The sequence below is a fragment of the Pseudomonas fluorescens genome (assembly GCF_019212185.1).
Taxonomy (GTDB): Bacteria; Pseudomonadota; Gammaproteobacteria; order Pseudomonadales; family Pseudomonadaceae; genus Aquipseudomonas.
In genome coordinates this window covers 2,951,506-2,974,459 of record NZ_CP078138.1, presented here as the reverse complement: position 1 = coordinate 2,974,459, position 22,954 = coordinate 2,951,506, and the positions used below count along the sequence as shown (strand labels likewise).

Annotated in this window: 21 protein-coding genes and 1 pseudogene; 7 read left to right on the top strand and 15 right to left on the bottom strand. The window is 63.8% G+C overall.

Annotation, left to right across the window (positions count from 1 at the left end):
* Positions 1-145: 145 nt before the first annotated feature.
* From KW062_RS13440 to KW062_RS13415, 6 genes and pseudogenes are all read left to right on the top strand, one after another.
* Complete coding sequence (locus tag KW062_RS13440) at positions 146-1,570, top strand: FAD-binding oxidoreductase (RefSeq protein ID WP_027618408.1); 1,425 nt, start codon at positions 146-148, stop codon at positions 1,568-1,570.
* Positions 1,571-1,601: 31 nt separating this feature from the next.
* On the top strand, positions 1,602-2,549 hold the full coding sequence (locus KW062_RS13435; protein WP_027618409.1) for a LysR family transcriptional regulator: 948 nt from the start codon (positions 1,602-1,604) through the stop codon (positions 2,547-2,549).
* 46 nt (positions 2,550-2,595) lie between these two features.
* Positions 2,596-3,915: an MFS transporter gene (locus KW062_RS13430; RefSeq protein WP_027618410.1), complete on the top strand. Its 1,320-nt coding sequence runs from the start codon at positions 2,596-2,598 to the stop codon at positions 3,913-3,915.
* Positions 3,914-4,153 (top strand): annotated as a pseudogene (locus KW062_RS13425) (P1 family peptidase); the annotation flags it as partial. The gene KW062_RS13430 and the pseudogene KW062_RS13425, both read left to right, overlap by 2 nt.
* Before the next feature lie 191 nt (positions 4,154-4,344).
* Entirely contained in the window at positions 4,345-5,175 is an 831-nt protein-coding gene (locus KW062_RS13420) for an alpha/beta fold hydrolase (RefSeq protein WP_105755768.1), read from the top strand.
* 160 nt (positions 5,176-5,335) lie between these two features.
* Complete coding sequence (locus tag KW062_RS13415) at positions 5,336-7,582, top strand: TonB-dependent siderophore receptor (RefSeq protein WP_105755769.1); 2,247 nt, start codon at positions 5,336-5,338, stop codon at positions 7,580-7,582.
* A 177-nt stretch (positions 7,583-7,759) separates the two neighbouring features.
* Here KW062_RS13415 and KW062_RS13410 read toward each other — a convergent pair whose 3' ends face one another.
* From KW062_RS13410 to KW062_RS13400, 3 genes are all read right to left on the bottom strand, one after another.
* Entirely contained in the window at positions 7,760-8,011 is a 252-nt protein-coding gene (locus KW062_RS13410; RefSeq protein WP_105755770.1) for a hypothetical protein, read from the bottom strand.
* A gap of 81 nt (positions 8,012-8,092) precedes the next feature.
* Positions 8,093-8,557, bottom strand: a complete 465-nt coding sequence (locus KW062_RS13405; RefSeq protein WP_105755771.1) for a GFA family protein — start codon at positions 8,555-8,557, stop codon at positions 8,093-8,095.
* A 31-nt stretch (positions 8,558-8,588) separates the two neighbouring features.
* Entirely contained in the window at positions 8,589-9,500 is a 912-nt protein-coding gene (locus KW062_RS13400) for a LysR family transcriptional regulator (RefSeq protein ID WP_105755775.1), read from the bottom strand.
* Positions 9,501-9,606: 106 nt separating this feature from the next.
* Between KW062_RS13400 and KW062_RS13395 the strand changes: the two genes are divergently transcribed.
* Positions 9,607-10,794 carry an MFS transporter gene (locus tag KW062_RS13395; protein ID WP_105755772.1) on the top strand — a complete coding sequence of 396 codons (1,188 nt, stop codon included), beginning with the start codon at positions 9,607-9,609 and terminating at the stop codon, positions 10,792-10,794.
* Positions 10,795-10,852: 58 nt separating this feature from the next.
* Here the strand turns inward: KW062_RS13395 and KW062_RS13390 are convergent, their stop codons facing one another.
* The 12 genes from KW062_RS13390 to KW062_RS13335 all read right to left on the bottom strand — a co-directional run bounded on the left by KW062_RS13390 (position 10,853) and on the right by KW062_RS13335 (position 22,945).
* The gene (locus tag KW062_RS13390; protein ID WP_105755773.1) at positions 10,853-11,296 is read right to left on the bottom strand and encodes a hypothetical protein; all 444 of its coding nucleotides are present in this window, start codon (positions 11,294-11,296) and stop codon (positions 10,853-10,855) included.
* A 273-nt stretch (positions 11,297-11,569) separates the two neighbouring features.
* Positions 11,570-11,740 (bottom strand): hypothetical protein, encoded by a 171-nt coding sequence (locus KW062_RS13385; RefSeq protein ID WP_218424845.1) that lies wholly within the window; start codon positions 11,738-11,740, stop codon positions 11,570-11,572.
* A 94-nt stretch (positions 11,741-11,834) separates the two neighbouring features.
* Positions 11,835-12,875, bottom strand: a complete 1,041-nt coding sequence (locus tag KW062_RS13380) for a Rieske 2Fe-2S domain-containing protein (RefSeq protein WP_105756018.1) — start codon at positions 12,873-12,875, stop codon at positions 11,835-11,837.
* 180 nt (positions 12,876-13,055) lie between these two features.
* On the bottom strand, positions 13,056-14,432 hold the full coding sequence (locus KW062_RS13375) for a DUF1329 domain-containing protein (protein WP_105756019.1): 1,377 nt from the start codon (positions 14,430-14,432) through the stop codon (positions 13,056-13,058).
* A gap of 95 nt (positions 14,433-14,527) precedes the next feature.
* Positions 14,528-15,730 carry a helix-turn-helix transcriptional regulator gene (locus KW062_RS13370; RefSeq protein ID WP_105756020.1) on the bottom strand — a complete coding sequence of 401 codons (1,203 nt, stop codon included), beginning with the start codon at positions 15,728-15,730 and terminating at the stop codon, positions 14,528-14,530.
* Positions 15,731-15,794: 64 nt separating this feature from the next.
* Complete coding sequence (locus KW062_RS13365) at positions 15,795-17,003, bottom strand: acetyl-CoA C-acyltransferase (RefSeq protein WP_105756021.1); 1,209 nt, start codon at positions 17,001-17,003, stop codon at positions 15,795-15,797.
* Between the two features lie 7 nt (positions 17,004-17,010).
* Positions 17,011-17,481 (bottom strand): MaoC family dehydratase, encoded by a 471-nt coding sequence (locus KW062_RS13360; RefSeq protein WP_105756022.1) that lies wholly within the window; start codon positions 17,479-17,481, stop codon positions 17,011-17,013.
* A 10-nt stretch (positions 17,482-17,491) separates the two neighbouring features.
* Entirely contained in the window at positions 17,492-18,277 is a 786-nt protein-coding gene (locus tag KW062_RS13355; protein WP_105756023.1) for an SDR family oxidoreductase, read from the bottom strand.
* Between the two features lie 338 nt (positions 18,278-18,615).
* Positions 18,616-19,494: an SDR family oxidoreductase gene (locus KW062_RS13350; RefSeq protein WP_105756024.1), complete on the bottom strand. Its 879-nt coding sequence runs from the start codon at positions 19,492-19,494 to the stop codon at positions 18,616-18,618.
* A gap of 61 nt (positions 19,495-19,555) precedes the next feature.
* Entirely contained in the window at positions 19,556-20,710 is a 1,155-nt protein-coding gene (locus KW062_RS13345; RefSeq protein ID WP_105756025.1) for an acetyl-CoA C-acetyltransferase, read from the bottom strand.
* A gap of 3 nt (positions 20,711-20,713) precedes the next feature.
* Positions 20,714-21,772, bottom strand: a complete 1,059-nt coding sequence (locus KW062_RS13340) for an acyl-CoA dehydrogenase family protein (protein ID WP_105756026.1) — start codon at positions 21,770-21,772, stop codon at positions 20,714-20,716.
* 9 nt (positions 21,773-21,781) lie between these two features.
* Positions 21,782-22,945, bottom strand: coding sequence for an acyl-CoA dehydrogenase family protein (locus KW062_RS13335; protein WP_105756027.1), 1,164 nt, complete (start codon positions 22,943-22,945; stop codon positions 21,782-21,784).
* Positions 22,946-22,954: the final 9 nt, after the last annotated feature.

Sequence of the window (22,954 nt, the reverse complement as noted above, 5' to 3'; positions counted from 1 at the left end):
GACCCGCGCTATCTGCCGTCGCGATGGCGCCATCTCTATTCTGCACGACTAACACCCCCGCCATGCAGCTAGGATATGGACAACTCCCCCACCCCGGGTCCGGCAATTGACCGCCCTGAGGAACAATAAGACTGGAGACCGCTCGATGCTGCCCACCGCCCCCGCCACACCTGCTTTCCCGCCCCTGCCCGAGGCCCTGCTCGCGGAGCTGAGCCAATTGCTCGGTTCACGCCTGAGCACGTCCGCCAGTGTCCGCGAACACCATGGCCGCGACATTTCCGCCCTCGACCCGATGCCGCCGCAAGCCGTGGCCTTCGTCAATCACCTGGACGAAATCGTCGCCGTGCAGCAGGCCTGCCATCGCTACCGGGTGCCGATTATTCCGTACGGCAGTGGCAGTTCCCTGGAAGGCTGGGTGCACGCGGTGCATGGCGGGGTGTGCATCGACCTGTCGGCGATGAACCAGATTCTCGACGTGCGCATCGACGACATGGACGTCACCGTGCAACCCGGCGTGACCCGCAAACAACTGAACGCCGCCCTGCACGGCACCGGCCTGTTCTTCCCCATCGACCCCGGCGCCGATGCGTCGCTGGGTGGCATGGCCGCCACCCGTGCCTCGGGTACCAACGCCGTGCGCTACGGCACCATGCGCGAAAACGTGCTGGCAATGACTGCGGTGCTGGCCGACGGTCGCGTCCTGCACACCGGTGGGCGGGCACGCAAATCTTCGGCCGGCTATGACCTCGGGCACCTGCTGATCGGCTCCGGCGGCACCCTGGCCACGGTGGCAGAACTGACGGTCAAGCTGCACCCGATCCCGGAAGCGATCTGCGCGGCGGTGTGCAATTTCCCCAGCGTCGACCAGGCGGTGCGCACGGTGATCCAGGCCATTCAACTGGGGGTGCCGATTGCCCGCATCGAACTGATCGACACCCTCACCGTCCGCGCGCTCAACGCCTACAGCAAGACCAGCCTGCACGAAGCGCCGTCGCTGTTTTTCGAGCTGCATGGCTCCGAAGCGGGGGTCAAGGAACAGGTGGACATGGTGCGCATGCTCGCCGACGAACACGGCGGTCAGGACTTCGACTGGGCAGTCCATCCCGAAGACCGCAGCCGCCTGTGGCAGGCGCGCCACGACGGTTATTTCGCCGCCACTGCCCTGCGTCCCGGCTGCCGCACCCTGACCACCGACGCCGTGGTGCCGATCTCGCGCCTGGCCGAATGCATCGAGGCCACCGCCGCCGATCTCCAGGAAAACGGCCTGCTGGCGCCGATCTTCGGGCATGTCGGCGATGGCAATTTCCATGCGGTGATCCTCGTCGACCCCAACGATCCAGACGAAGTACAGCGCGCCGAAGACGTCGCCCATCGGCTGGCCGAACGAGCGATTGCGATGCAGGGTTCGTGCACCGGCGAGCACGGCATCGGCCTGACCAAGCAAGGCTTCATGGAGCAGGAGCACGGGCCGCACGCGGTGGCTATCATGGCCGCGATCAAGGCCGCCCTCGACCCCCGGCAACTGATGAACCCGGGCAAGATCTTCGCCCGTGGCACGCCGGCCGAGTGACCGCAACCGCCCCGCTGCAGCAGGAATGCTTATGGAAATCAGGCAACTCAAATACTTCGTCGCGGTGGTCGATGCCGGCAGTCTGTCCCGGGCTTCGCGGGACATTCATGTGGTGCAGTCGGCCCTTAGCAAGCAGATGTCAGCGCTGGAGGCCGAGCTCGGTGCGCAGCTGTTTCATCGCAGCAACAGCGGGATCGTGGTCAACGAAGCCGGCAAAGTGTTCTACGAATACGCCCAGGGCATGCTCAAGCAACTGGACGCGGCCAAGGCGGCGGTCAACCCCGATGCGGCGGCCCTCAGCGGCTCGATCGTGGTCGCATTGCCGCAAAGCGTGGCGACCATCCTCGCTCTGCCCTTGCTGCAGGCCGTGGCCCGCACTTACCCGCAGGTGCAGTTGCATCTGAATGAAGAGCTCACCGGCAACCTGGTGGATCAACTGGTGCGTGGTCGGGTCGACATCGCCCTGTTCACCCGCATCGGCCTGCCGTCAGAAGTCAGCTTCAGCCCACTGATTGAGGAGGACTTCTACCTGATCCACCGTGCCGATGCCCCCGACATGCCGGCCGCCGGCGACGTGACCCTGGCCGAGGCGGTGGCGCAACCCCTGGTGTTTCCCAGCCGCGCCCACAGCCACAGTACCCGCGCCTTTGTCGACCAGGCCCTGGCCGAGCAACAGTTGCCGCCTTCGCGGGTGGCCATGGAAGTCAACTCGGTGCACATCCTCAAGAGTGCGGTGGAAGCTGGCATCGGCCCGAGCATCATGCCGCTCAACCTGGCCCTGCGCGAGGTCGCCGAAGGTCGCCTGGTGGCCCACCCGATCACCCCGCGGGTGATGTTCCGCACCCTCGGCATCTGCGTCTGCGAGGCGCTGCCCAGCAGCAAATTACGCGAGTTGATCAGCGCGCTGATCGGCCAGGTGGTGCGCGACATGTGCCGCTCCGGCGAATGGCCAGCGACCCGCCTGATCGATCCGTCCTGACCCCGTTCCAGCCATTGCTTCGACAACAACAATAATGAGGCTTGCCATGCAACAGACTGCCACGCCCCCGGGCACCCTGCCCGACGCCGCGCTCGAATCAGCCTACCGCAAGACCGCCTGGCGGATCATTCCGCTGCTGGTGCTGTGTTACCTGGTGGCTTACCTGGACCGGGTCAACGTCGGCTTCGCCAAACTGCAAATGCTCGACGACCTGAAGTTCAGCGAAGCGGTGTACGGCCTCGGCGCCGGAATCTTCTTCATCGGCTACCTGCTGTTCGAGATCCCCAGCAACATCGCCCTGCACCGCTTCGGCGCCCGACGCTGGATCGCCCGGATCATGGTGACCTGGGGCCTGCTGTCGGCGGCGATGATGTTCATCGAAACGCCAATGACCTTCTACGTACTGCGGCTGCTGATCGGCATCGCCGAGGCCGGTTTCTTTCCCGGGATCATCTTCTACCTCACCACCTGGTTTCCCAGCCAGCGCCGGGGTGTGATGACTGCCCTGTTCATCATGGCCCTGCCGATTTCCAGCCTGTTCGGCTCGTTGATTTCCGGGCTGATCCTGCAGCACCTCGATGGCGTCCAGGGCTATGCCGGCTGGCAGTGGCTGTTCGTCATCGAAGGCCTGCCCGCCGTCGGACTGGCGGCGGCGGTGTTCTTCCTGTTGCGTGACCGCATCGCCGACGCCCACTGGCTGACGCCCGAGGAACGTCAGGGCATGCAGGCCGCTATCGACCGCGAGGCCGCCACCAAGCAAAGCCACCACCTGCGCGACGGCCTGCTCAACCCGCAAATCTGGCTGCTGGGCGCGGTGTATTTCTGCCTGGTGCTGGGGCAATACGTGATCAGCTTCTGGCTGCCGACCATCATCCGCAACAGCGGCGTGCAACAACCCTGGGCCATCGGCGTGCTCAGCGCCCTGCCCTATGCCGCCGCTGCAGTGAGCATGGTGCTGGTGAGTCGCAGCTCTGATCGCCGTGGCGAATACCGTTGGCACCTGGCAATCTGCGCGACCATCGGCGCCCTGGGCGTGGCCTTTGGCACGCTGTTTGGCGACAACCTGGTGCTGGGCATGCTCGGTTTGATCGTCGGTACGGCGGCGATGATCAGCAGCCTGCCGGTATTCTGGGGCTTGCCGGCGGCAGTGGTCAGTGGCGCCGCAGCGGCCGCCGGGGTGGCGTTGATCAACACCCTGGGCAACGTCGCCGGGTTCTTCAGCACCATCGTCGTCGGCTGGTTGACCCAGATGACCGGTAACACCCAGGCGGCGATGTACGTGATGGCGGCGATCTTGCTGGTGGGTGGCGGGCTGGGGTTGACGGTCAATCATGTGCGCAAGGCCGTGCTGCTGCCGGCGGCCTGATCATGAACGCCCCGGACCTGTAGCCGTTGGCTTGCCAGCGAAGAACCAGAGGCCGCCCGCCGCCTACGCGCGCAAAGGCCCGCCCACCACTGATCAGCTGCGGATGGTCAACAACGACCACATCAGCGAGCTGTTCCTGGCAGCGGATACGGTCGAAGGCAACGGCCACAGCGTACCGGAGCTGGATGCCGCGACCTTGCTACAGGCACTGCGCAGTGCCGGCTGCCCGGGGGTATAGACCAAAGTCGCGGGTGGCGTGACATCCACCCACCAGCGACTAACCTTTTCAGGCGCCCGCTTCCGGTCGCCTGCCCCACGGCGACCCACGTACCCACTTTGCCCATGCTCCTGAGGAATCGGTTCGCGTCAGCGCCCGTCGGCTGCAACAGCCGGCGGCCAACCCACACCCGCCCACAAGGAATCACCGCCATGACCTTCATCACCACCCAGGACGGCACGCAGATTTTCTACAAGGATTGGGGCCAGAAAGACGCCACACCCATCGTGTTCCACCACGGCTGGCCGCTGAGCGCCGACGACTGGGACGCGCAGATGATGTTCTTCCTGCTCAGGGGCTACCGGGTAATTGCCCACGACCGGCGCGGTCACGGGCGCTCGACCCAGACCTGGCAAGGCAACGAGATGGACACCTACGCCGCTGACGTCATCGCCCTGACCGACGCCCTCGACCTCAAGGGCGCGATCCACGTCGGCCACTCCACCGGCGGTGGCGAGGTCGCGCGCTACACCGCCCGGGCCAAGCCGGGACGGGTGGCCAAGGCGGTGCTGATCAGCGCGGTACCGCCGATCATGGTGCAATCGGCAAGCAACCCCGGCGGCCTGCCGCTTGAGGTGTTCGACGGCTTCCGCGCAGCGCTGGTAGCGGGTCGTGCGCAGTTCTACCTGGATGTGCCGACCGGGCCGTTCTACGGTTTCAATCGCCCCGGGGCCGAGGTCTCGCAAGGTGCGATCAACAATTGGTGGCGCCAGGGCATGATGGGCGGCGCCAAGGCCCACTACGACTGCATCAAGGCGTTCTCCGAGACCGACTTCACCGAGGACCTCAAGGCCATCGAGGTGCCGACCCTGGTGATGCATGGCGAGGACGACCAGATCGTGCCGTTCGCCGACTCCGCGCCACTGTCCGTCAAACTGCTCAAGCACCCCACCTTCAAGCCCTACCCAGGCCTGCCCCACGGCATGCCGACCACCCATGCCGAGTTGATCAACGCCGACCTGCTGGCGTTCATTCAAGGCTGAGCAATCCGCTCGTGGCGGCGTCCCGTACGCCGTCGCGAGTGCTGCTGGAACGAAACATGTGATATTTATTCTCAAATGCGCATAAAGCGCTTTAAGCATTTACTTACATTTGCGTATGATAGTTATTCTCAAATAACACCATCCTATAATGTGAGTCCGAATGTCCCTTCCAATGCTCTCGCGTTCACACTCCGCCGAATTGCCGCACTCGCCCCTGACCATGCGCCCGCTGGCGCTCGCCATCCACATGCTGGCAGCCGGCATCGTTTGCACTGCGCCTTTCGCGCAGGCGGCGGAACAGACAGAGACTGGAAGCTCTGTGACCCTGGCCCCTATCGCTGTCACGGAGACAGCCGCACGTGAACGCAATGCGGTCACCGAGGACAGCCACTCCTACACCACCGAAGCCGCCCGCACCGCCACGCCGTTGAGCATGTCCCTGCGCGAAACCCCGCAGTCGGTCAGCGTCGTCACCCAGCAACGCATCCAGGACCAGGACCTGAAGACCATCCTCGATGTGGTCAACAACGCCACCGGGGTCTCCGTCAACCGCTACGAGACCAGCCGCGCGCAGTTCAACGCCCGGGGTTTCGAACTCAACTCGCTGATGATCGACGGCGTGCCGACCATCTACGAACAACCCTGGAGCGGCGGCGAAATCTTCAGCAGCCTGGCGATGTACGACCGCGTTGAAGTGGTGCGCGGCGCCAACGGCCTGATGACCGGTGCCGGCGACCCTTCGGCGTCGCTGAACATGGTGCGCAAGCGCGCCAGCAGCGCTGAACTCGAGGGTTCGCTGGAACTGAGCGGCGGCACCTGGGACACCTATGGTGTGGAAGGCGATGTGTCTTCGGCCTTGAACCCGGAAGGCACGATTCGCGGGCGCGTGGTGGCCGAGAGCAACGAAGGCGACACCTGGATCGACATGAACTCGACCAAGCGCCAGACCCTGTACGGCACCATGGACATCGACCTGACGCCCGACACCACCCTGTGGTTCGGCCTGAGTCACCAGGAAAGCAACGCCGATTCGCCGATGTGGGGCGGCCTGCCGGTCTGGTACGCCGACGGCGGCCGCACCAACTGGAGCCGTTCCAAGACCACCTCGGCGAAATGGAGCAAGTGGGACACCACCTACGACACCTACTTCGTCAACCTCGACCACACCTTCGCCAACGATTGGCAGGTCAACCTCAGCTACAACCGAGGTGAGCGCAGCAGTGATTCCGCGTTGTTGTACCTGTCGGGCAATCCGGGCCGCAACGGCAGTTCGGGCATGGACTCGTTCCCGGCGCGCTACATGACCGAGACCACCCAGGACGACTACGCCATCCGCTTCAACGGCCCGTTCTCTTTCCTCGGTCGCGAGCACGAACTGGCCTTCGGTTACGTCGACAGCAAGCAGAAGTTCGACGCCGACACCCACGTCGCGCAATCCGGCTTCGGTGGCGTGGCCAATTTCGACGCCTACAACGGCGACTTCGCGGAACCGACCTGGGCCCCACGCAGCGAGTACGGCTACAGTGAAACCCGGCAGAAAGGCCTGTACGCGGCGACCCGCCTGAACGTCACCGACGACTTGAAAGTGATCCTCGGCGCCCGCGAGAGCTGGTACGAAAAAACCAGCGATGACATCTACTCGGACGTCAGCAAGATCGACGTCGACCATGAGCTGACGCCCTACGCCGGCGTGGTCTACGACCTCACCGACAACCTCTCGGCCTACGCCAGCTACACCGAGATTTTCCTGCCGCAGTCGGTGCGCGACAGCAGCGGCCAGATGCTCGATCCGATCGTCGGCGAAAGCACGGAGATCGGTCTCAAGGGAGAGTACTTTGATGGTCGCCTGAACGCCTCGGCGGCGGTGTTCCAGATCAAGCAGGACAACCTCGGGCAGAGCACCGGCGTGCTGATCGACCCGAACAATCCGGTCGGCGGTTATGCCTATGAAGCCAGCGAAGGCGCCACCAGCAAGGGCTTCGAGCTGGAAGTCTCGGGCGAACTGGCGACCGACTGGAATGCCTCGGTGGGCTACACCCAGTTCACCGCCGAAGATGCCAAGGGCAACAACGTCAACACCCTGTACCCGACCAAGTTGCTGCGCACCTTCACCACCTACCGCCTGCCCGGCGCGCTTAACAAGCTGACCATCGGCGGCGGTGTCAACTGGCAGGATTCGATCTACACCTACGCCACCAACCCGGCCGGCAACCAGGAGAAGATCCAGCAGGACGCCTACGCCCTGGTCAACCTGATGGCCCGCTACGAAATCACCGACAACCTCTCGGCCCAGCTCAACGCCGACAACGTCACCGACCAGAAGTACTTCGACGTCTTCGACGCCTACGGCGCCCTGACCTACGGCGCACCACGGAGCTTCACGGCGTCGGCCAAGTATCGGTTCTAAAGCAGGCTAAATACCCTGTAGGAGCTGGCTTGTCGGGCCGCCGCAGCGCAGCGCAAAACGTCAACGATAACGCGTTCTGCCTGATTCAACGCGGTGGCCTCCGGTTCTTCGCGAGCGAGCTCGCTCAGTGTTCAATGCACAACACCGGCGCTGAGCCTGTGTTGTGTTTTCTACCCCTCAATACTTGATATCCCGCGCCTGCTCCCGCCCCTGCTGTTTGGTCTGGCGTTTGTCCTGACGGCATTGCGGGTTGTTTTTCTGGTCGGCGGCGCGGCAGTCGTGTTTGGTCTGGCGCGCGTCCTGACGGGTCTCCTGGCGTACATCACGCGCGGCGCGCCGTTGCTGGCCTTGCTCGGTGGCCCAGGCCAGCTGGGAGGCGAGCATCATCACAATCGCCGCCATCAAGGTCGAAATCCGGAACATGGACATGAGCTGTTCTCCCGTGACTCAGGCACCGGAAATCGGTGCCATTAAGGTATAGGCGTTATACAGCGAGGGTTATCCTCCATTTTAGTCCGCATCCTGTTGCTCCAGCGCAATTTCCCCCTGATTGACCTGCAACCTGTCGAGCAAAAACGCCAGCGACGGCGTCGCCGCGTCAAAGCAGTGGGCCGAACGATGGTCGTCCCAGGGCATGGCGTCGGCGCTGCAGAAGTCGCCGACGCAGCGCATTTCCAGCGCACTGTCGAGCAAACCCAGGGGGACCCAGACATAAGGCGATTCGCGCAGCGGATTGGGCACGGTCGAGCCGCATTGGCCGCAGAAGTCGTTGCGGTAGCCACTGGGCTTTTGCCAGCTGCGAATCAACTCATGCCCCTGCACCCAGTGAAAATCCTCGGCCCTGACCAGGGTCGCGAGGTTATGCCCGACTCCGGTCTGCAGGCGGCACAGGCTGCAATGGCAGCGATAGAAAAAACGTGGCTGGACCTTGAGGGAAAAGCCCACGGATGTGCACAGACAGTGTCCTGATGTCACGGGTAGCTCCTTTGAGCGCTGGGTTGAAAGGTCATCGTGCGGTCAGCTCAGCCGCCAGCACCTGCAGCAAGGCACTGACCCTGGGCAAGGCCTGGCGACTCTTGAGCCACGCCAGATGGATCGGCAGGCCCTCGCTGGCCAAGTGCGGCAAAACTTCGACCAATGTACCGTCGGCCAACTGCTGCTGGATCAGCCACGAGGGTAGCTGGGCGATGCCGCTGCCGGCCAGAGCGGCCATCAGCAAGCCTTCGCCATTGCCCACCACCAGACGCGCCGGCACGTGGCGGCGCAGGGTTGTTCCCGTGGAGTCGCCGGCAAAGGTCCAGGGGCTAACCGTGCCGTCGACCCAGCCATAGGCGATGCATTGGTGATCATCGAGATCGCGCTCGGTCAGCGGCGTGCCTCGCCGGGCCAGATAGCCAGGCGCCGCACACAACACATGCCACTCGCGGCCCAAGAGTCGTTGGCCGACCGTGTCCGGCCAGGTGTCGACGCCACCAATGCGCACCTGCACATCCACCCCCTCCTGGAACGGCTCGATAAAACCATCGGAAAAGGTGATGTGCGGGATCAACCCGGGATGCTCCTCGAGCCAGCGCAGGAGGATCGGCAGCACCCGCGCCCGACCGAATGCCCCCGGCAGGTCGATGCGCACCCGGCCGCAGGGCTCGCTGACTTCAGCCTGCAGTGCCAGCTCGGCTTCCTCCAGATCGGCCAGTACCCCGGTGCAAGTGCGATAGAAAGCAGTGCCGGCATCAGTCAGCGCCAGACGGCGGGTAGTGCGCTCGAACAGCCGCGTCCCCAGCCGGCTTTCCAGACGCGCAATACTTTTACTGATGGCCGAGCCGGTCAGGTGCATTTTCTCGGCAGCCGCCTTGAAACTGCCCGCTTGCGTGACGCAGACGAACACATCAATCCCTTTCAGGCGTTCGGAAGCAAACATCGACATTGATGAACTCAGTTCAATTTACGGAGTAAAAATCATCATAAATCAGAAGCTGATTCAGCAGTAAGCTTGAACGCCATCAACCTGCACCCATGAGGCACGGATGCTCGCGACGCTGAAACACTATCCCCGGGCGGTGAACCTGCTGCTGACGGCCACCAGCGTACTGACCCTCGCCCGGGCGATCACCCTGCCCTATCTGGTGATTTACCTGTCCAGCCGTTTCGGCCTGAACGTTGCCGAGATCGGTCTGGTGGTCGGCAGCACGCTGATCATCGGCTCGCTGTTGAGCCTGTACGGCGGTTTCCTGTTGGACAAACTGGCCAACTTCTGGCTGATCCTGACTTTCAGCGGCCTCTATGCCACCGGCTTTCTCGGCACCTTTCTCGCCGGCGACCTGTGGCTGTTCTACCTGTGCCTGGTGGCGATCAACCTGGCCTATGCGGTGATCGACATCGCGGTCAAATCCGGCTTTGGCAACCTGCTGCCGGTGGCTGAGCGCAGCGAAGCATTTTCCATCAAGTACACCCTGACCAACATTGGCTATGCGGTCGGCCCGTTTCTCGGTGCCGGGCTGGCGCAGCTGGATATCAGCCTGCCGTTCGTGTTGTCCGCCGGGTTGTCCGCCGGGTTTACCCTGGCCTATTGGCGCTGGGGCGAGCGCGGCCTGAGCAACCTCGACCCGCAGCCGGCGCCGTTCCTGGCGGTGGGCAGACTGCTGTTGCGCGACCAGCGGCTGGTCTGCTTCACCCTCGGCGGACTGCTGTGCGCCGTGGTGTTCGGCCAATTCACCGCCTGGCTCTCGCAGTACCTGGTGACCACCACCACGCCGGAAAACACCTACCGCGTGATCAGCAGCATCGTCGCCACCAATGCGACGCTGGTGATCTGCCTGCAATACAGCATCGGCCGGCGCATCAGCCAGCGTCACCTGAACCTGTGGCTGGCGGCGGGCCTAAGTCTGTTCATCCTCGGCCTGATCGGCTTCGCCCTGGCCGACAGCCTGCTGATCTGGGTGATCGCCATGGCGGTGTTCACCCTCGGCGAAATCATCGTGTTCCCCGCCGAATACATGTTCATCGACAACATCGCCCCCAACCACCTGCGCGGCATGTACTACGCCGCACAAAACCTCGGCAACCTCGGCGCGGCGCTGGGGCCGGTGTTGTGCGGACTGCTGTTGGCGACGCAGCCGGCGCATAGCATCTTTGTGATGCTGGTGCTGTTTGTGATGGTCGGTGGCGGGTTTTATTGGCTGGGTGGCGCGGTGGGGGGCGGGTCAAAATGTTGAGTGAGCGGTCCTCACCATGGCCTGGCGGAAGATGCGCAGGCCACAGTTCGATGCGCGGCTAACCGGCGCTGATGTTGCCGCAGAACAGTGGCCGGCTACCATCGGCCGGGCTGCTGCGCACCAGCAAGGCATAGTCACCCTTGGCCAGTTCGGTAAGCGCCACCGGAGCCTGGGCCCAGTAGCGCGTACGCGGGGCCATCGAGGGGTAATCGACGTTGTTGACGTGCCGGGTGCGGTAGACCGGTTGCGCGGCGAGGTGCTGGCAATTGCCGGCGTAAAGGGCGGTGTCGATACGACTGGGCAGCGCCAGGTCGTGCGGCACGCCGCCGAGGGTCAGCTGGATGCTGGTTTGATTGCCCACCGGACTGAGGGTGGCGCGAGCGATATGCTCGGGATTTTGCGCGGTAGCCTCGAGGGGTACATCGACAATTTCAGAACGACTCGCACAACCTGAAAGAGTCCCTGCGATCACCACCAACGCCAGCCAAGATTTTCTGTTCATCACAGATCTCCTGATTCAGGTGCGTTGATTTCATCCCCCCTCTCAAGTCTAGTGGCCCGTTGCAGGCGCGAAAATTAGCGGATGTGTGGTCGTGGGTACAGCTAATGATTGCAATTTTTCCTGTGGGAGCGAGCCTGTCGAATCGTCGCACCGTCGCGAAGAGGCCGGTTCAGACAACTATCAATCGTCTGACACACCGCCTTCGCGACGGTGCGACGATTCGACAGGCTCGCTCCCACAATATTCGTGGCAGGTCGTAAATGACCGCAGTTCTCAACGCAACCCCGGCCACCCACTGAAACTCGGAATCGCCACCACGCACTGACTGTATTGCTTGCACAACCGAATGTTGGTCGGCTCGGGCGGCGCCAGCAGGGCGGCGAGCAGGATCAGAAGCAGAATCGTCAACGGAACAGAATAAGCAACATGATTTCTTGTTTTCATTGTCAGTGCTCTCTTGTATGACAGGCCAGCGGCGCCTTTCCATCGAGCCCCCGGCAGGCAGTGATTGCTGCCTACCGGGGTTTTCCTTCAGCGCTCAGCGTTCGTCGACGGTGATGAATTCGCGACGCTCGGCCATGCTCGCCGGCACCTGGTCCTCGTCGGTGAAGAACTGCTCGTACCACTCACGCAGTTGATAGACCGGGCCGTCGGTCTCGGCCAGTACCGGCTTGTCGATGCGGATCTTGTGCTTCCAGATCACCACGTCCTGGTAGAACGAATCGCGGTTGCCCTGGACGTAAGCCCGCGCTACTTCCTGATTCTGCTCTTCGGTCCAGCCCGGAATGCGCTTGACCATGCAACCGAAGCGCAGGTCGAAGCTGTTGGGCGTCACCGGCGCGTGGCTGTTGAGCAGGATCGCGTGGATGCGCACGTCGCCGAACATCGAGCTGATGTGGGTGAAGTGAGTGGCCGGGCCGTAGTAGGCCGACGGCGCGATCAGGTCGCCACCGAGGCGCTCGGAGTCGCCGTGGAAGATCTGGTGGCCGATGTGGCCTTCGAAGACGTTGGCGAAATACTTGGTCGGCGTGCCGTGGACCGGGCCGAAGTGCTGGGCGTCCACCAGGTTGTCGACCAACTCGCGGGGGTTGGTTTCGATGTGCATGGTGTCGATGTTCCAGTCGTGAATCCAGTCCGGATCATCCATCTCCGGCAGGTGCGGAATGATCACGCCTTCTTTCGGCGGACGGCCTTCCGGGTTGTTCCAGACGAACAGCAGGTTGTTTTCCTCGCAGGTCAACCAGCTGCGGGTCTTGGCCTTGGGCGGAATGCGCTTGCAGTAGGGAATCTCCACGCACTTGCCGCCGCCATCGTACTTCCAGTGGTGGAACGGGCACACCAGGCGATCATTCTCGATGGTGCCCTGGGACAGGTCGGCGCCCATGTGCGGGCAATAGGCATCGAGCACGCTGATGTTGCCCTGGCTGTCGGCAAACGCCACCAGGCGGGTGCCGAAGACTTCCAGGGTGTGGGGCTTGCCGTCACGGTAGTCGGCAGCGTTGCCCAGGCAGTGCCAGCCGCGCGCGTAACGGTGGGTACGCTGCGCGGTCTCGATGTTCAGTTCAGCGAGTTTGGTCATTGTTATTGTTTCCTCGATTGCAGACGTCGGGGCGTGCAGTACCCCTATGAAAATCAGGGTGATCCCATGGCAAACATGATTGAGCAGCCGCGCAAGGGCGACATCGTTCAATTGGACTAGGTCAAACGCGAGCCACTCGCAACGGGCGCCCTGCCTGTGAGCGGGCGCCCTGCCCCGGCTTTACTGGCCGAAACGCCGCGCCGCTTCAGGACCGAAGTCCTTGGGACTGAAACCTGGCTTGTTCAATTGGTAGCCGTTGCGCTGCTCGTTGATCAGGTTGAACGCCAGGTAGCTGCCGGCGTTGAGGTCGTAGTACAAGCCGACGCCGGCCTGCGGACGCTGGGTTTCATAGGCATAAAAGAAATTCAGCATCGAAGTGCGCCACAGTTCGCCACGGTTGTCGTAGTTGTCGGCGAGCATCGGGAACCAGGTGTCTTCGTCGATGTACAACTTGCGCTTGCCGTAGAGGTGGCGATAACCCGGCTTGAGGGTGCCTTCCAGCTCCCAGACCCGATGCCGCTCGAAACGCAGCGCATCCGGATTGATGTGGCCGGGGGTCAGCAGATCGGCGTACTTGAGGTTGGCCGCGTGTAGGCGATAGGTGTTGTAGGGGATGAACATCTCGCGCTTGCCGACGATCTTCCAGTCGTAGCGTTGCCCGGATCCGTTGAACAGCCGCACCTCATCGACGGTGAGCGAACCACCGCTGCCCGGGAACGACATGTCGAAGCCATAGCCCGGCGACTGGCGAACCCGACGCGTGCCCGGATCATAGCGCCAGGACTGACGCGGCTCGGTCTTGTCGTTCCAGAACTCGGTACCGGTGTTGATCTCGCCCTTGTCCCGCTGCGGCAGCAGGGTCTCGTTGAGGTAGAACGACGAGTTGCCGGTGGTCTCGCCGACCTTGCCCGGCTCCAGCCCCGGCGCCAGGTTACGCGAGTGCACGCGGCCCCAGTTGATGTTGCCGTCCTTGAGCACATAGGCGTTGTCGGAAACGTATTCCTCGGTCCAGGCACGCAGGGTGAAGGTCGAGGCATTTTTCAGCAACTCCAGGCCGCTGCGCGGAACCGGAAACGCGGTGCCGCCGGTCTTGCCCACCACCCCTTCGCCGTCATCCACCAGCCGCGCCACCTTGGCATTTTCGCGGGAGGCCTGGCACACCGAATCCGCGAAGCGGAAATCGCGGTGACTCGGATAGACCGGCATTTTGTAAGTGGCCGGGTACAGCTTGAACAGGGCTTTTTGGCCGTCAGACAACTGTTCGGCGTACTGCGCCATGTTCTGCGCGGTGATCACGAACAGCGGCTTTTCCTCCGGGTACGGGTCCACCGGGTGATTGCCAGTGCCCTTGAAGTCGACGTGAGGCGGAACGCCCAACCATTTGCCGCTGAACGCCGGGATGCTGCCGTCGGCATTGCCGGCTTTTTCCGCGCCAACGCAGGTCAGGTCCTGACCCAGGCGCGCGACGTCCTCGGGTGCGGCAAAAGCGGGAGCGGCGAGACTGCATCCCAGAAGTAGCGCCAGGGCCCGGCCCGGGGACTGATAACTGCCGATCATTGTTGTTCTCCTTTTTCCGGTTCGACATGGGTTGCCCAGTATCGACAGGCCAGGAGCCCGGCAGCATCGTCCGCACGGACTAACGCATTTTCACCTCAGCCTTGCGCCACCGCAGCTTGCGGCGCGCCCAGTGCCACCACGCTGTTGAGCATGATCCGCACCAGCTCGGTCTGGCGCCGCACGCCGGTCTTGGAGAAGATCGAACGCAGGTGTGCACGGGCCGTGTTGCGGCGGATGTTCAGGGTCTCCGAGGCTTCCTCCAGCGACAGGCCGTTGGCCAATTCCAGGGCCAGCGCGGTTTCGGCCGGGGTCAGGTTGTACAGCTGCGAGGTCAGTCCGGCGCTGACCAGCGACTTGCCCACCGCGTCGCGCACGTACACCACCACCGTTGGTTTGCCGTGACCTTCGAGCAGCTCCTGGGACGGGATCAACTCCACCACTACTCCCAGGTTGACCTGCCCCGAAGGCCTGGAAATCGAAGTCGCCTCGGCCACCTGCAGGCCCTTGACCGCACCCTGCCGGGCACGCTGGAAGGCGTTGCGCACCAGGCGCGACAACTCGCGATTGTCGCTGGGGTACGTCGCCTCCAGGCGCCCGCCGACAATCTTCAGGCCGTCCTGGCTGTCGAGAATTTCTCGCGCCACCGGATTAAGTTGCACCACCGTGCCGTTTTCATCGAGGACGATGGTCGCCACCGCCAGGCGATTGATGGTTTGTGAATAGAGGCTGCCCAGCGACTCGCTGCGATCGAGCATGGCATGCATGTGCAGGGCCCGGCGCAGGTGCGGCAAGAGCATCGCGCACATCGCCCGCTCAGTGTCGGCGAAGCGTGGATGACTTTCCGGGCGGTTGATCCGAAAGCGCACGGTGCCGCCGTCCGGCATGCGGATATCGGCGCCGAGCATGTGAAAGCAGTCATAGGGTTCGCAGTACAGCAGGTAAAACGCCGAACGCCGCCATTCGGTGTCGCTGATCAGTTGGTCGACGGTGAACACCGTGTCGGTATGCAGGCCGTCGAACAGGCTGGATTTGGCGTAGTAGGCATAGTGGTTGATGCCACCCTCCCCCGACTCGACATCGCCGGCAACGATCATCGGCGACAGCAATGGCTCGTCCTGCACCCGCAAGATCAGGGTGACGAAATTCGCCTTGAACAGTTCGCGGATCTGGCGCAACGAGTCGCCCAGGCGCCGGGTATCCATTGCCGAATCGTAGATGTTGCCGATGATCCGCTCGTACTCCGCCAGCTCCAGGCCCATTTGCGTGAGGACCTCGGCATTGGCCAGACAACTTTGCATAACCCTTCCCCAGCAGCGGGCCTGGCTGCCAGGCCCTCATGGATTGAATGTCCAGCGCAACGCCTTATGGCAGTTCAAACAGGCCGGCAGCGCCCATGCCGCCACCGATGCACATGGCGATCACCACGTAGCGCACGCCACGCCGGCGCCCTTCGAGCAAGGCGTGGCCGACCATCCGCGCACCGGACATGCCGAACGGATGCCCGATGGCAATCGCCCCGCCGTTGACGTTGAGGCGTTCGGCCGGGATCTGCAGGGCATCGCGGCAGTGCAGGACCTGGCTGGCGAACGCCTCGTTGATCTCCCACAAACCGATATCGGCAATGCCCAGGCCGAAGCGCTTGAGCAGCTTGGGAATGGCGATCACCGGACCAATGCCCATCTCTTCCGGCGCGCAACCACCGACGGCAATGCCGCGGTAGATGCCCAGCGGTGTCAGGCCACGGCGGCGCGCCTCGGCACGGCTCATCAGCAGGCTGGCGGCGGCGCCGTCGGAAAACTGCGAGGCGTTGCCGGCGGTGACGAATTCGCCCTGGCTGACCCACTTGCCGTCCTTCCACACCGGCTTCAAAGCGGCCAGGTCTTCGAGGCGGGTGTTGGGCCGGTTGCACTCGTCACGGGTGACCTGTACGCGCTCATGACCGTTGGGCTGACCGTCGGCGGCGAACAATAACTTGTCGACGCTGAGACGGACGATCTCCTCATCGAACAGTCCATCGCGTTGCGCGGCGGCGGTGCGCAACTGGCTCTGGAGGGAGTATTCGTCCTGGGCAGCGCGGCTGATGCCGTAGCGGCGGGAGACGATCTCGGCCGTCTCGATCATCGGGATGTAGGCGCTGGGCATCACGTGCAATACCGCTTCGGACTGCGAGCGGTAGCTGTTCTTGTGCTTGTTCTGGGTCAGCGACAGTGATTCGACGCCGCCACCAATGGCGATGTTCATCTCGCCGCTGATGATGTTCTTGGCCGCGACGCCAATGCTCATCAGGCCCGAGGCGCACATGCGGTCCAGGGCCATGCCCGGCACGCTGTCCGGCAAGCCGCCGGTGTAGGCGCAAAGCCGGCCGATGTTGTAGCCCTGGGTGCCCTGCTGCACGGCGGCGCCCATGATCACGTCCTCGACTTCCGCCGGATCGATCCCGGCGCGCTCGACCACCGCGCGCACCACATGGCCGCCGAGCACCGGGGCCTCGGTGTCGTTGAACGATCCGCGAAACGACTTGGCCAGCGCAGTACGGGCGGTGGCGACTATGACGACTTCATTCTGGTCCATGACGGGCTCACTTGAAATTGGGGTTGAAGGTGTAGCGGCTGATGGTGTCGATCACGCAACCAGGACGGGCCTGGCCCTCGACTTCCATGGTCATGCGCACGATCACTTGCACGGCATCGCCCAGCAGCTCGGCGCGGATGATCCGGCCGCTGCCGCGCACCCGCGAATCGACCTTGACCGGCGCCGGGAAGCGCACCCGGTCGCTGCCGTAGTTGACGCCCATGGCCATGTTGTCGAGGGTCATCAGTTGCGGCATGAACAGGTTGGCCAGGGACTGGGTCAGGTAGCCGTGGGCAATGCAGGCGCCAAACGGGCCGCTGGCGGCGCGCAGCGGATCGACGTGAATCCACTGGTGGTCGCTGGTGGCTTCAGCGAACAGGTCGATGCGCTGCTGGTCGATGGTCAGCCATTCGGTGTGGCCGAGGTCCAGGCCTTCGGCGCCGAGCAGCTCTTCGGCAGAACTGAAAACGTGAGTCATGGGCGGATCCTCATGCCTGCTGCGAACTGACGGACAGCACTTCGCCGACCATGTAGGAGGCGTAGTCGCTGGCCAAAAACATCATCACGTTGGCGACTTCCCAGACTTCTGCGGCACGGCCGAAGGCTTCGCGTCCGGCGAGGCTGGCGAGCAGTGCTTCGCTGGAGGCTTTCTTGAGGAAATCGTGCAGGGCAATCGACGGCGACACGGCGTTGATGCGTACGCCGAACTCGGCGGCTTCGAGGGCGCTGCAGCGGGTCAGCGCCATCACCCCGGCCTTGGCGGCGGCGTAATGCGCCTGCTCCTTCTGCGCCCGCCAACCGAGCACCGACGCGTTGTTGACGATGGCCCCGGCGCCACGGCGCTGCATGTGTGGGAGCATGGCGCGGGTCATGCGAAAGGTGCCGGTGAGGGTCACATCCAGTACCCGTTGCCATTCTTCGTCGCTCATCTCGACCACGCGCTTCTGGCCACCGAGGCCGGCGTTATTGATCAATACATCGACCCCGCCCAACGCTTGTTCGGCGGCCGCTACCAGGGCCTGCACCTCGTCTTCGACCGTGACGTTGCACAACTGGCCGTAAATCGCCTGCAACCCGGTCTCGGCCTTCAGGCGCTCCACCGCCTCTTCGAGACGGCGCGGATGCACATCGGAAATCATCAGCGCCCGGCAACCCTCCTCGGCACTGCGCCGCGCCGCCGAATAACCAATCCCGGCACCGGCCGCCGCCGTAATCAACACCGACTTGCCGGCCAGCAACTGATGACCGGGCACATAAGGGGGGGCTTGTCTCACAGGGTCTACCTCCGAAGGAATCAATGGCGGTAGTTGAACCCGAGGGGTGGTGGGGGCACATCGTCAAAATGGGGTAGAAACAGGGGGAAGATTCAAGCTGCAAGCTGCAAGGCGGCTGTCACAAAATTTGCGCTCAACCAATGCCCCCTGTAGGAGCGAGCCTGCTCGCGATGGCGGCGGCAGATTCGACATTTTCTTTGGATGTGCCGGCCTCATCGCGAGCAGGCTCGCTCCTACAGTTTCGGATACATCGCAAATTCTGTGACCGCCTCCGACATCTGAGGGAGCGAGCCTGTCGAATCGTCGCACCGTGGCGATGAAGATGATGCGGTGTTGCGTCAGCTACCCCACACCCGCTGCGCTTTCGGTGCTTCGGCGAGGATGGCGTTTACCGCTTCGCCAATTTCGTCAACCTGCCACAACGCCCCCTTATCCCGGGTGACCCCAGTGCGCCAGCCGTCGCCCAGGGAGATCCGACCGCCCTGGCTTTCAAACACCTGGCCGCTGACATGGGCTGACGCCGCACTACCCAGCCACACCACCAGCGGCGCGACGTTCTCTGCGGCCCAGGCATCGAAGCTGCCGTCTTCAGGCTTTTTCACCACATCCGGCATCGCGCTCTCGGTCATCGAGGTACGTGCTGCCGGGGCCAGGGCGTTGGCGGTGACGCCGTAACGCGCCAGCTCTGCCGCCTGTACCAGGGTCAAGGCCGCGATGCCACCCTTGGCTGCCGAATAATTCGACTGCCCCACCGAGCCCTGCAAACCGGCACCGGAGCTGGTGTTGATGATCCGCGCATCCACCGGCGTGCCGGCCTTGGCCAGGTCGCGCCAGCGGCGGCCAAGAATGTTGGCCAGGCAGTAATGCCCCTTGAGGTGCACGCGCATGACCATGTCCCAGTCCTCTTCGCTGAGGCTGATGAACATGCGATCGCGCAGCACCCCGGCGTTGTTGATCAGCACATGCACTTCGCCGAAAGCCGCCAAGGCCGCATCGACGATGCGTTGCGCGGTGTCCAGGGTAGTGATGTCGTCACTGTTGGCGATGGCTTGGCCACCCTCGGCGCGAATCTCGCCGGCCACATCTTCGGCGGCTTCGGCGCGGATATCGTTGACCACCACATTGGCGCCTTGCGCGGCGAAAGCCAGGGCGTAGGCGCGACCGAGGCCGCCGCCGGCCCCGGTGATGATCACGGTGCGGTCTGCACAAATGGACATGATTGACTCCTTGAAGACGAATGGGCCGTACGTTTGGAAACGGCGACCAGAAAGGAAAAAATTACAAACGCTCGATGATCGTCACGTTGGCCTGGCCGCCGCCTTCGCACATGGTCTGCAGGCCATAGCGACCGCCGCTGCATTCCAGCTCGTTGAGCAGCGTGGTCATCAGACGCGCACCGGTAGCCCCCAGCGGATGCCCGAGGGCAATCGCCCCACCGTTGACGTTGGTGCGGGCCGGGTCGTAATCCAGCTCCTTGGCCCAGGCCATCACCACCGACGCAAAGGCTTCGTTGATTTCCACCCGGTCGATGTCGGCCATGCTCAGGCCGCTCTTGGCCAGGGCCTTGCGGGTTGCGGCAATCGGCGCCGTGAGGTGCCAGATCGGATCGTCACCCAGCACCGTCAACTGATGGATCCGTGCCCGCGGCGTCAGGTCGTAGCGCTTGAGCGCCGCCTCGGAAACCACCAGCAACGCCGCCGAGGCGTCGCAGGTCTGGCTCGACACCGCCGCCGTGATCGACGGGAACTGCGGATCCACCGGTTGCAGCTCGGCCATCTTCGCCAGGCTGCTCTGACGCGGCGTCTCATCCATCGTCAGGCCGTGGCAACTGACGATTTCCCGGGCAAAGCGGCCGCTAGCGGTGGCCGCCAAGGCGCGCTCGTGGCTGTGCAGGGCAAAGGCTTCCATCTGCTCGCGGCTGATGTTCCAGTGGTCGGCAATCCGTTGCGCGGCGTAGAACTGGTTCACCGGTTGCTGACCGAAGCGTGCACGCCAGCCAACGCTGCCGGAGAACGGATCGGCAAAGCCCAGCGGCTGACCGGCGAGCATCGCCGAGGAAATCGGGATCTGGGTCATGGTCTGCACCCCGCCCACCGCGACCACGTCCTGGGTGCCGCTCATCACCGCCTGCGCAGCAAAATGCAGGGCCTGTTGCGACGAGCCGCACTGGCGATCCACCGTGGTCCCGGGCACGGTCAGCGGCAACCCGGCCGCCAGCCAACTGGTGCGAGCGATGTCACCGGCCTGTGAACCAATGGTATCGACGCAGCCGAAGATCACGTCGTCGTAATCCTCGGCCGGGATCGTGTTGCGTTCCACCAGCGCCTTGAGCACATGGGCGCCAAGGTCGATGGCGTGGATCGCGCTCAGGGCGCCCTTGCGCTTGCCGGTGGGGCTGCGCAGGGCATCAACGATGTAGGCTTGTTGGGCCATGACTCATTCCTCGAAAGTATGTCCCGGCCCCAGGCCGGTGGTATCGGCGAACAGGTAGTCGCTGACACGGGTCTTGTGAAAACCACGGTCGCCCCAGGACGCATCGAGGGCCCAGGCGCGCTTCATGAACATTTGCAGATCGACTTCCCAGGTGTATCCCATCGCGCCGTGCACCTGGATGCCCTTGCGCGCAGCGATCCAGCTGGCTTCGTTGGCCGCCAGCCGTGCCTGCGAAACCCAGGCGCCGGCATTTACGTCGCCACGGGCCAGCGCATGGGCGGCGCGGTACAGCACCGGCTTGGCCTGCTCGATGTAGCGGGCAACATCGGCCAGGTGATGCTTGACCGCCTGGAAGCTGCCGATCGGCTTGCCGAACTGCTTGCGCTGGGCCACGTAGTCCACTGACAGGTCGAGCATGCGTTGCGCCAGCCCGAGCAACTGCCCGGCCACCGACAGCGCCCCTCGATCCAGCAAGCGCGCCTGCAATGCGCGGCCCTGCTCGCCACTGGCAATGCAGCTGGCCGGCGTCGGCGTCCAGGACACCTGGCCCAGACGCCGTGACGCATCGATGCTGACGTGGCTTTGCACGTCCACTTGCGAGCGCGGCACCAGGTGAATGTCATCGCCGTCGGTGAGGATCAGCACTTCGGCCAACTGCGCATCGCTGACCAGCGCATTCACCGGATGACTGATGGCCAGGCGCAGGCTGCCGTCGGCGATGCGCGGCAACAGTTCGGCACGGGCCGGATGCTCACTCGGCAATGCGGCGAGCAGGCCAGCGGCAACGTAAGCGGTGTCGGCCAGTGAATCGGGAATCGCGTAGTAGCCCAGCTCCTGGGTCATCAGCGCCCAGGTCAGGTCGTCCATGCCCAAGCCGCCTTCGGCCTCGGGCACCGACAGCGCGGTCAGGCCCTGTTCGGCGATCTTGTTCCGTAGATCACGAGAGCGGCCGACATCGGTTTCCCAGATCTCGCGGAGCATCTCCGGGGCCGCTTCGGTCATCAGGAAACGACTGATGGCTTCGCGGAACGCCAACTGGTCATCGTTGAAAGTGAAGTCCATGGCGGTTCCTTATTTCGGCAAGCCGAGCATGCGCTCGGCGATGATGTTGCGCTGGATCTCGTTGGTGCCGGCGTAGATCGGCCCGGACTGGGCAAACAGGAAGCCCTCCAACCAACCCGCGGCGTCGTCGGCCGGCGCGCCTTTGTTCACCAGTTCGCCGCGGGCGCCAAGAATGCGCATGGCGGTCTCATGCATCTTCAGGTCCAGCTCGGACCAGATGATCTTGTTGATGCTCGATTCGGCGCCGATCTGCTCGCCGCGACTCAAGCGCCCCACCGTGTAATAGGCCGACAGCGCATAGCTTTCGGCGCCCATCCAGGTCTCCAGCACGGCATCGCTCAAGCCCGGATCGCGGTCGGCGCTGGTACGGTGCGCCTTGTACAACTCCACCAACTTGCGTGCGGTGGCCTGGAAGCGTGCCGGCGAACGCAGCAGCAGGCCGCGCTCGAAACCGGCGGTGGCCATCGCCACATGCCAGCCCTGCCCTTCGGCGCCGATGCGATTGCCCACCGGCACGCGCACGTCGTCGAAAAACACTTCGGCGAAGGCGTCCTTGCCGTTGAGCGCCTTGATCGGCCGGATGCTCACGCCCGGCGCGTCCAGCGGCACCATGATGAACGACAGGCCGTGGTGCCGACTGGAGCCCGGCTCGCTGCGGAACAGGCCGAACAGCCAGTCGGCATAGATCGCCCGGGTCGACCAGGTTTTCTGGCCGTTAATCACGTAGTGCTCGCCGTCGAGCACGGCCTTGCTGGTGATCGCCGCCATGTCGGAACCGGCGTTCGGCTCCGACCAGCCTTGCGCCCACATATCCAGACTGGCGGCCATGCGTGGCAGGAAACGGCGTTTCTGCTCGGCGGTTCCGAACTCCATCAGGGTCGGGCCGAGCAACAGTTGGCCGTTCTGGTTGATGCGCATCGGCGCGCCGGCACCGTAATACTCTTCCTCGAAAATCAGCCACTCGATCAGGTCGCAACCGCGCCCGCCGAGATCGGCGGGCCACATCACCATCGACCAGCGGCTCTCGAACAGCTTGGCCTCCCAGGCGCGGTGCTGTTCAAAGCCTTCGCGGGTGTCGTAGCTGGCCAGCGGCTCGCGCGGCAGATTGGCCGCCAGCCAGGCGCGGACTTCGGCGCGAAAAGCGTTTTGCTTGGGGGTGTAAGTCAGGTCCATGGCGTTATC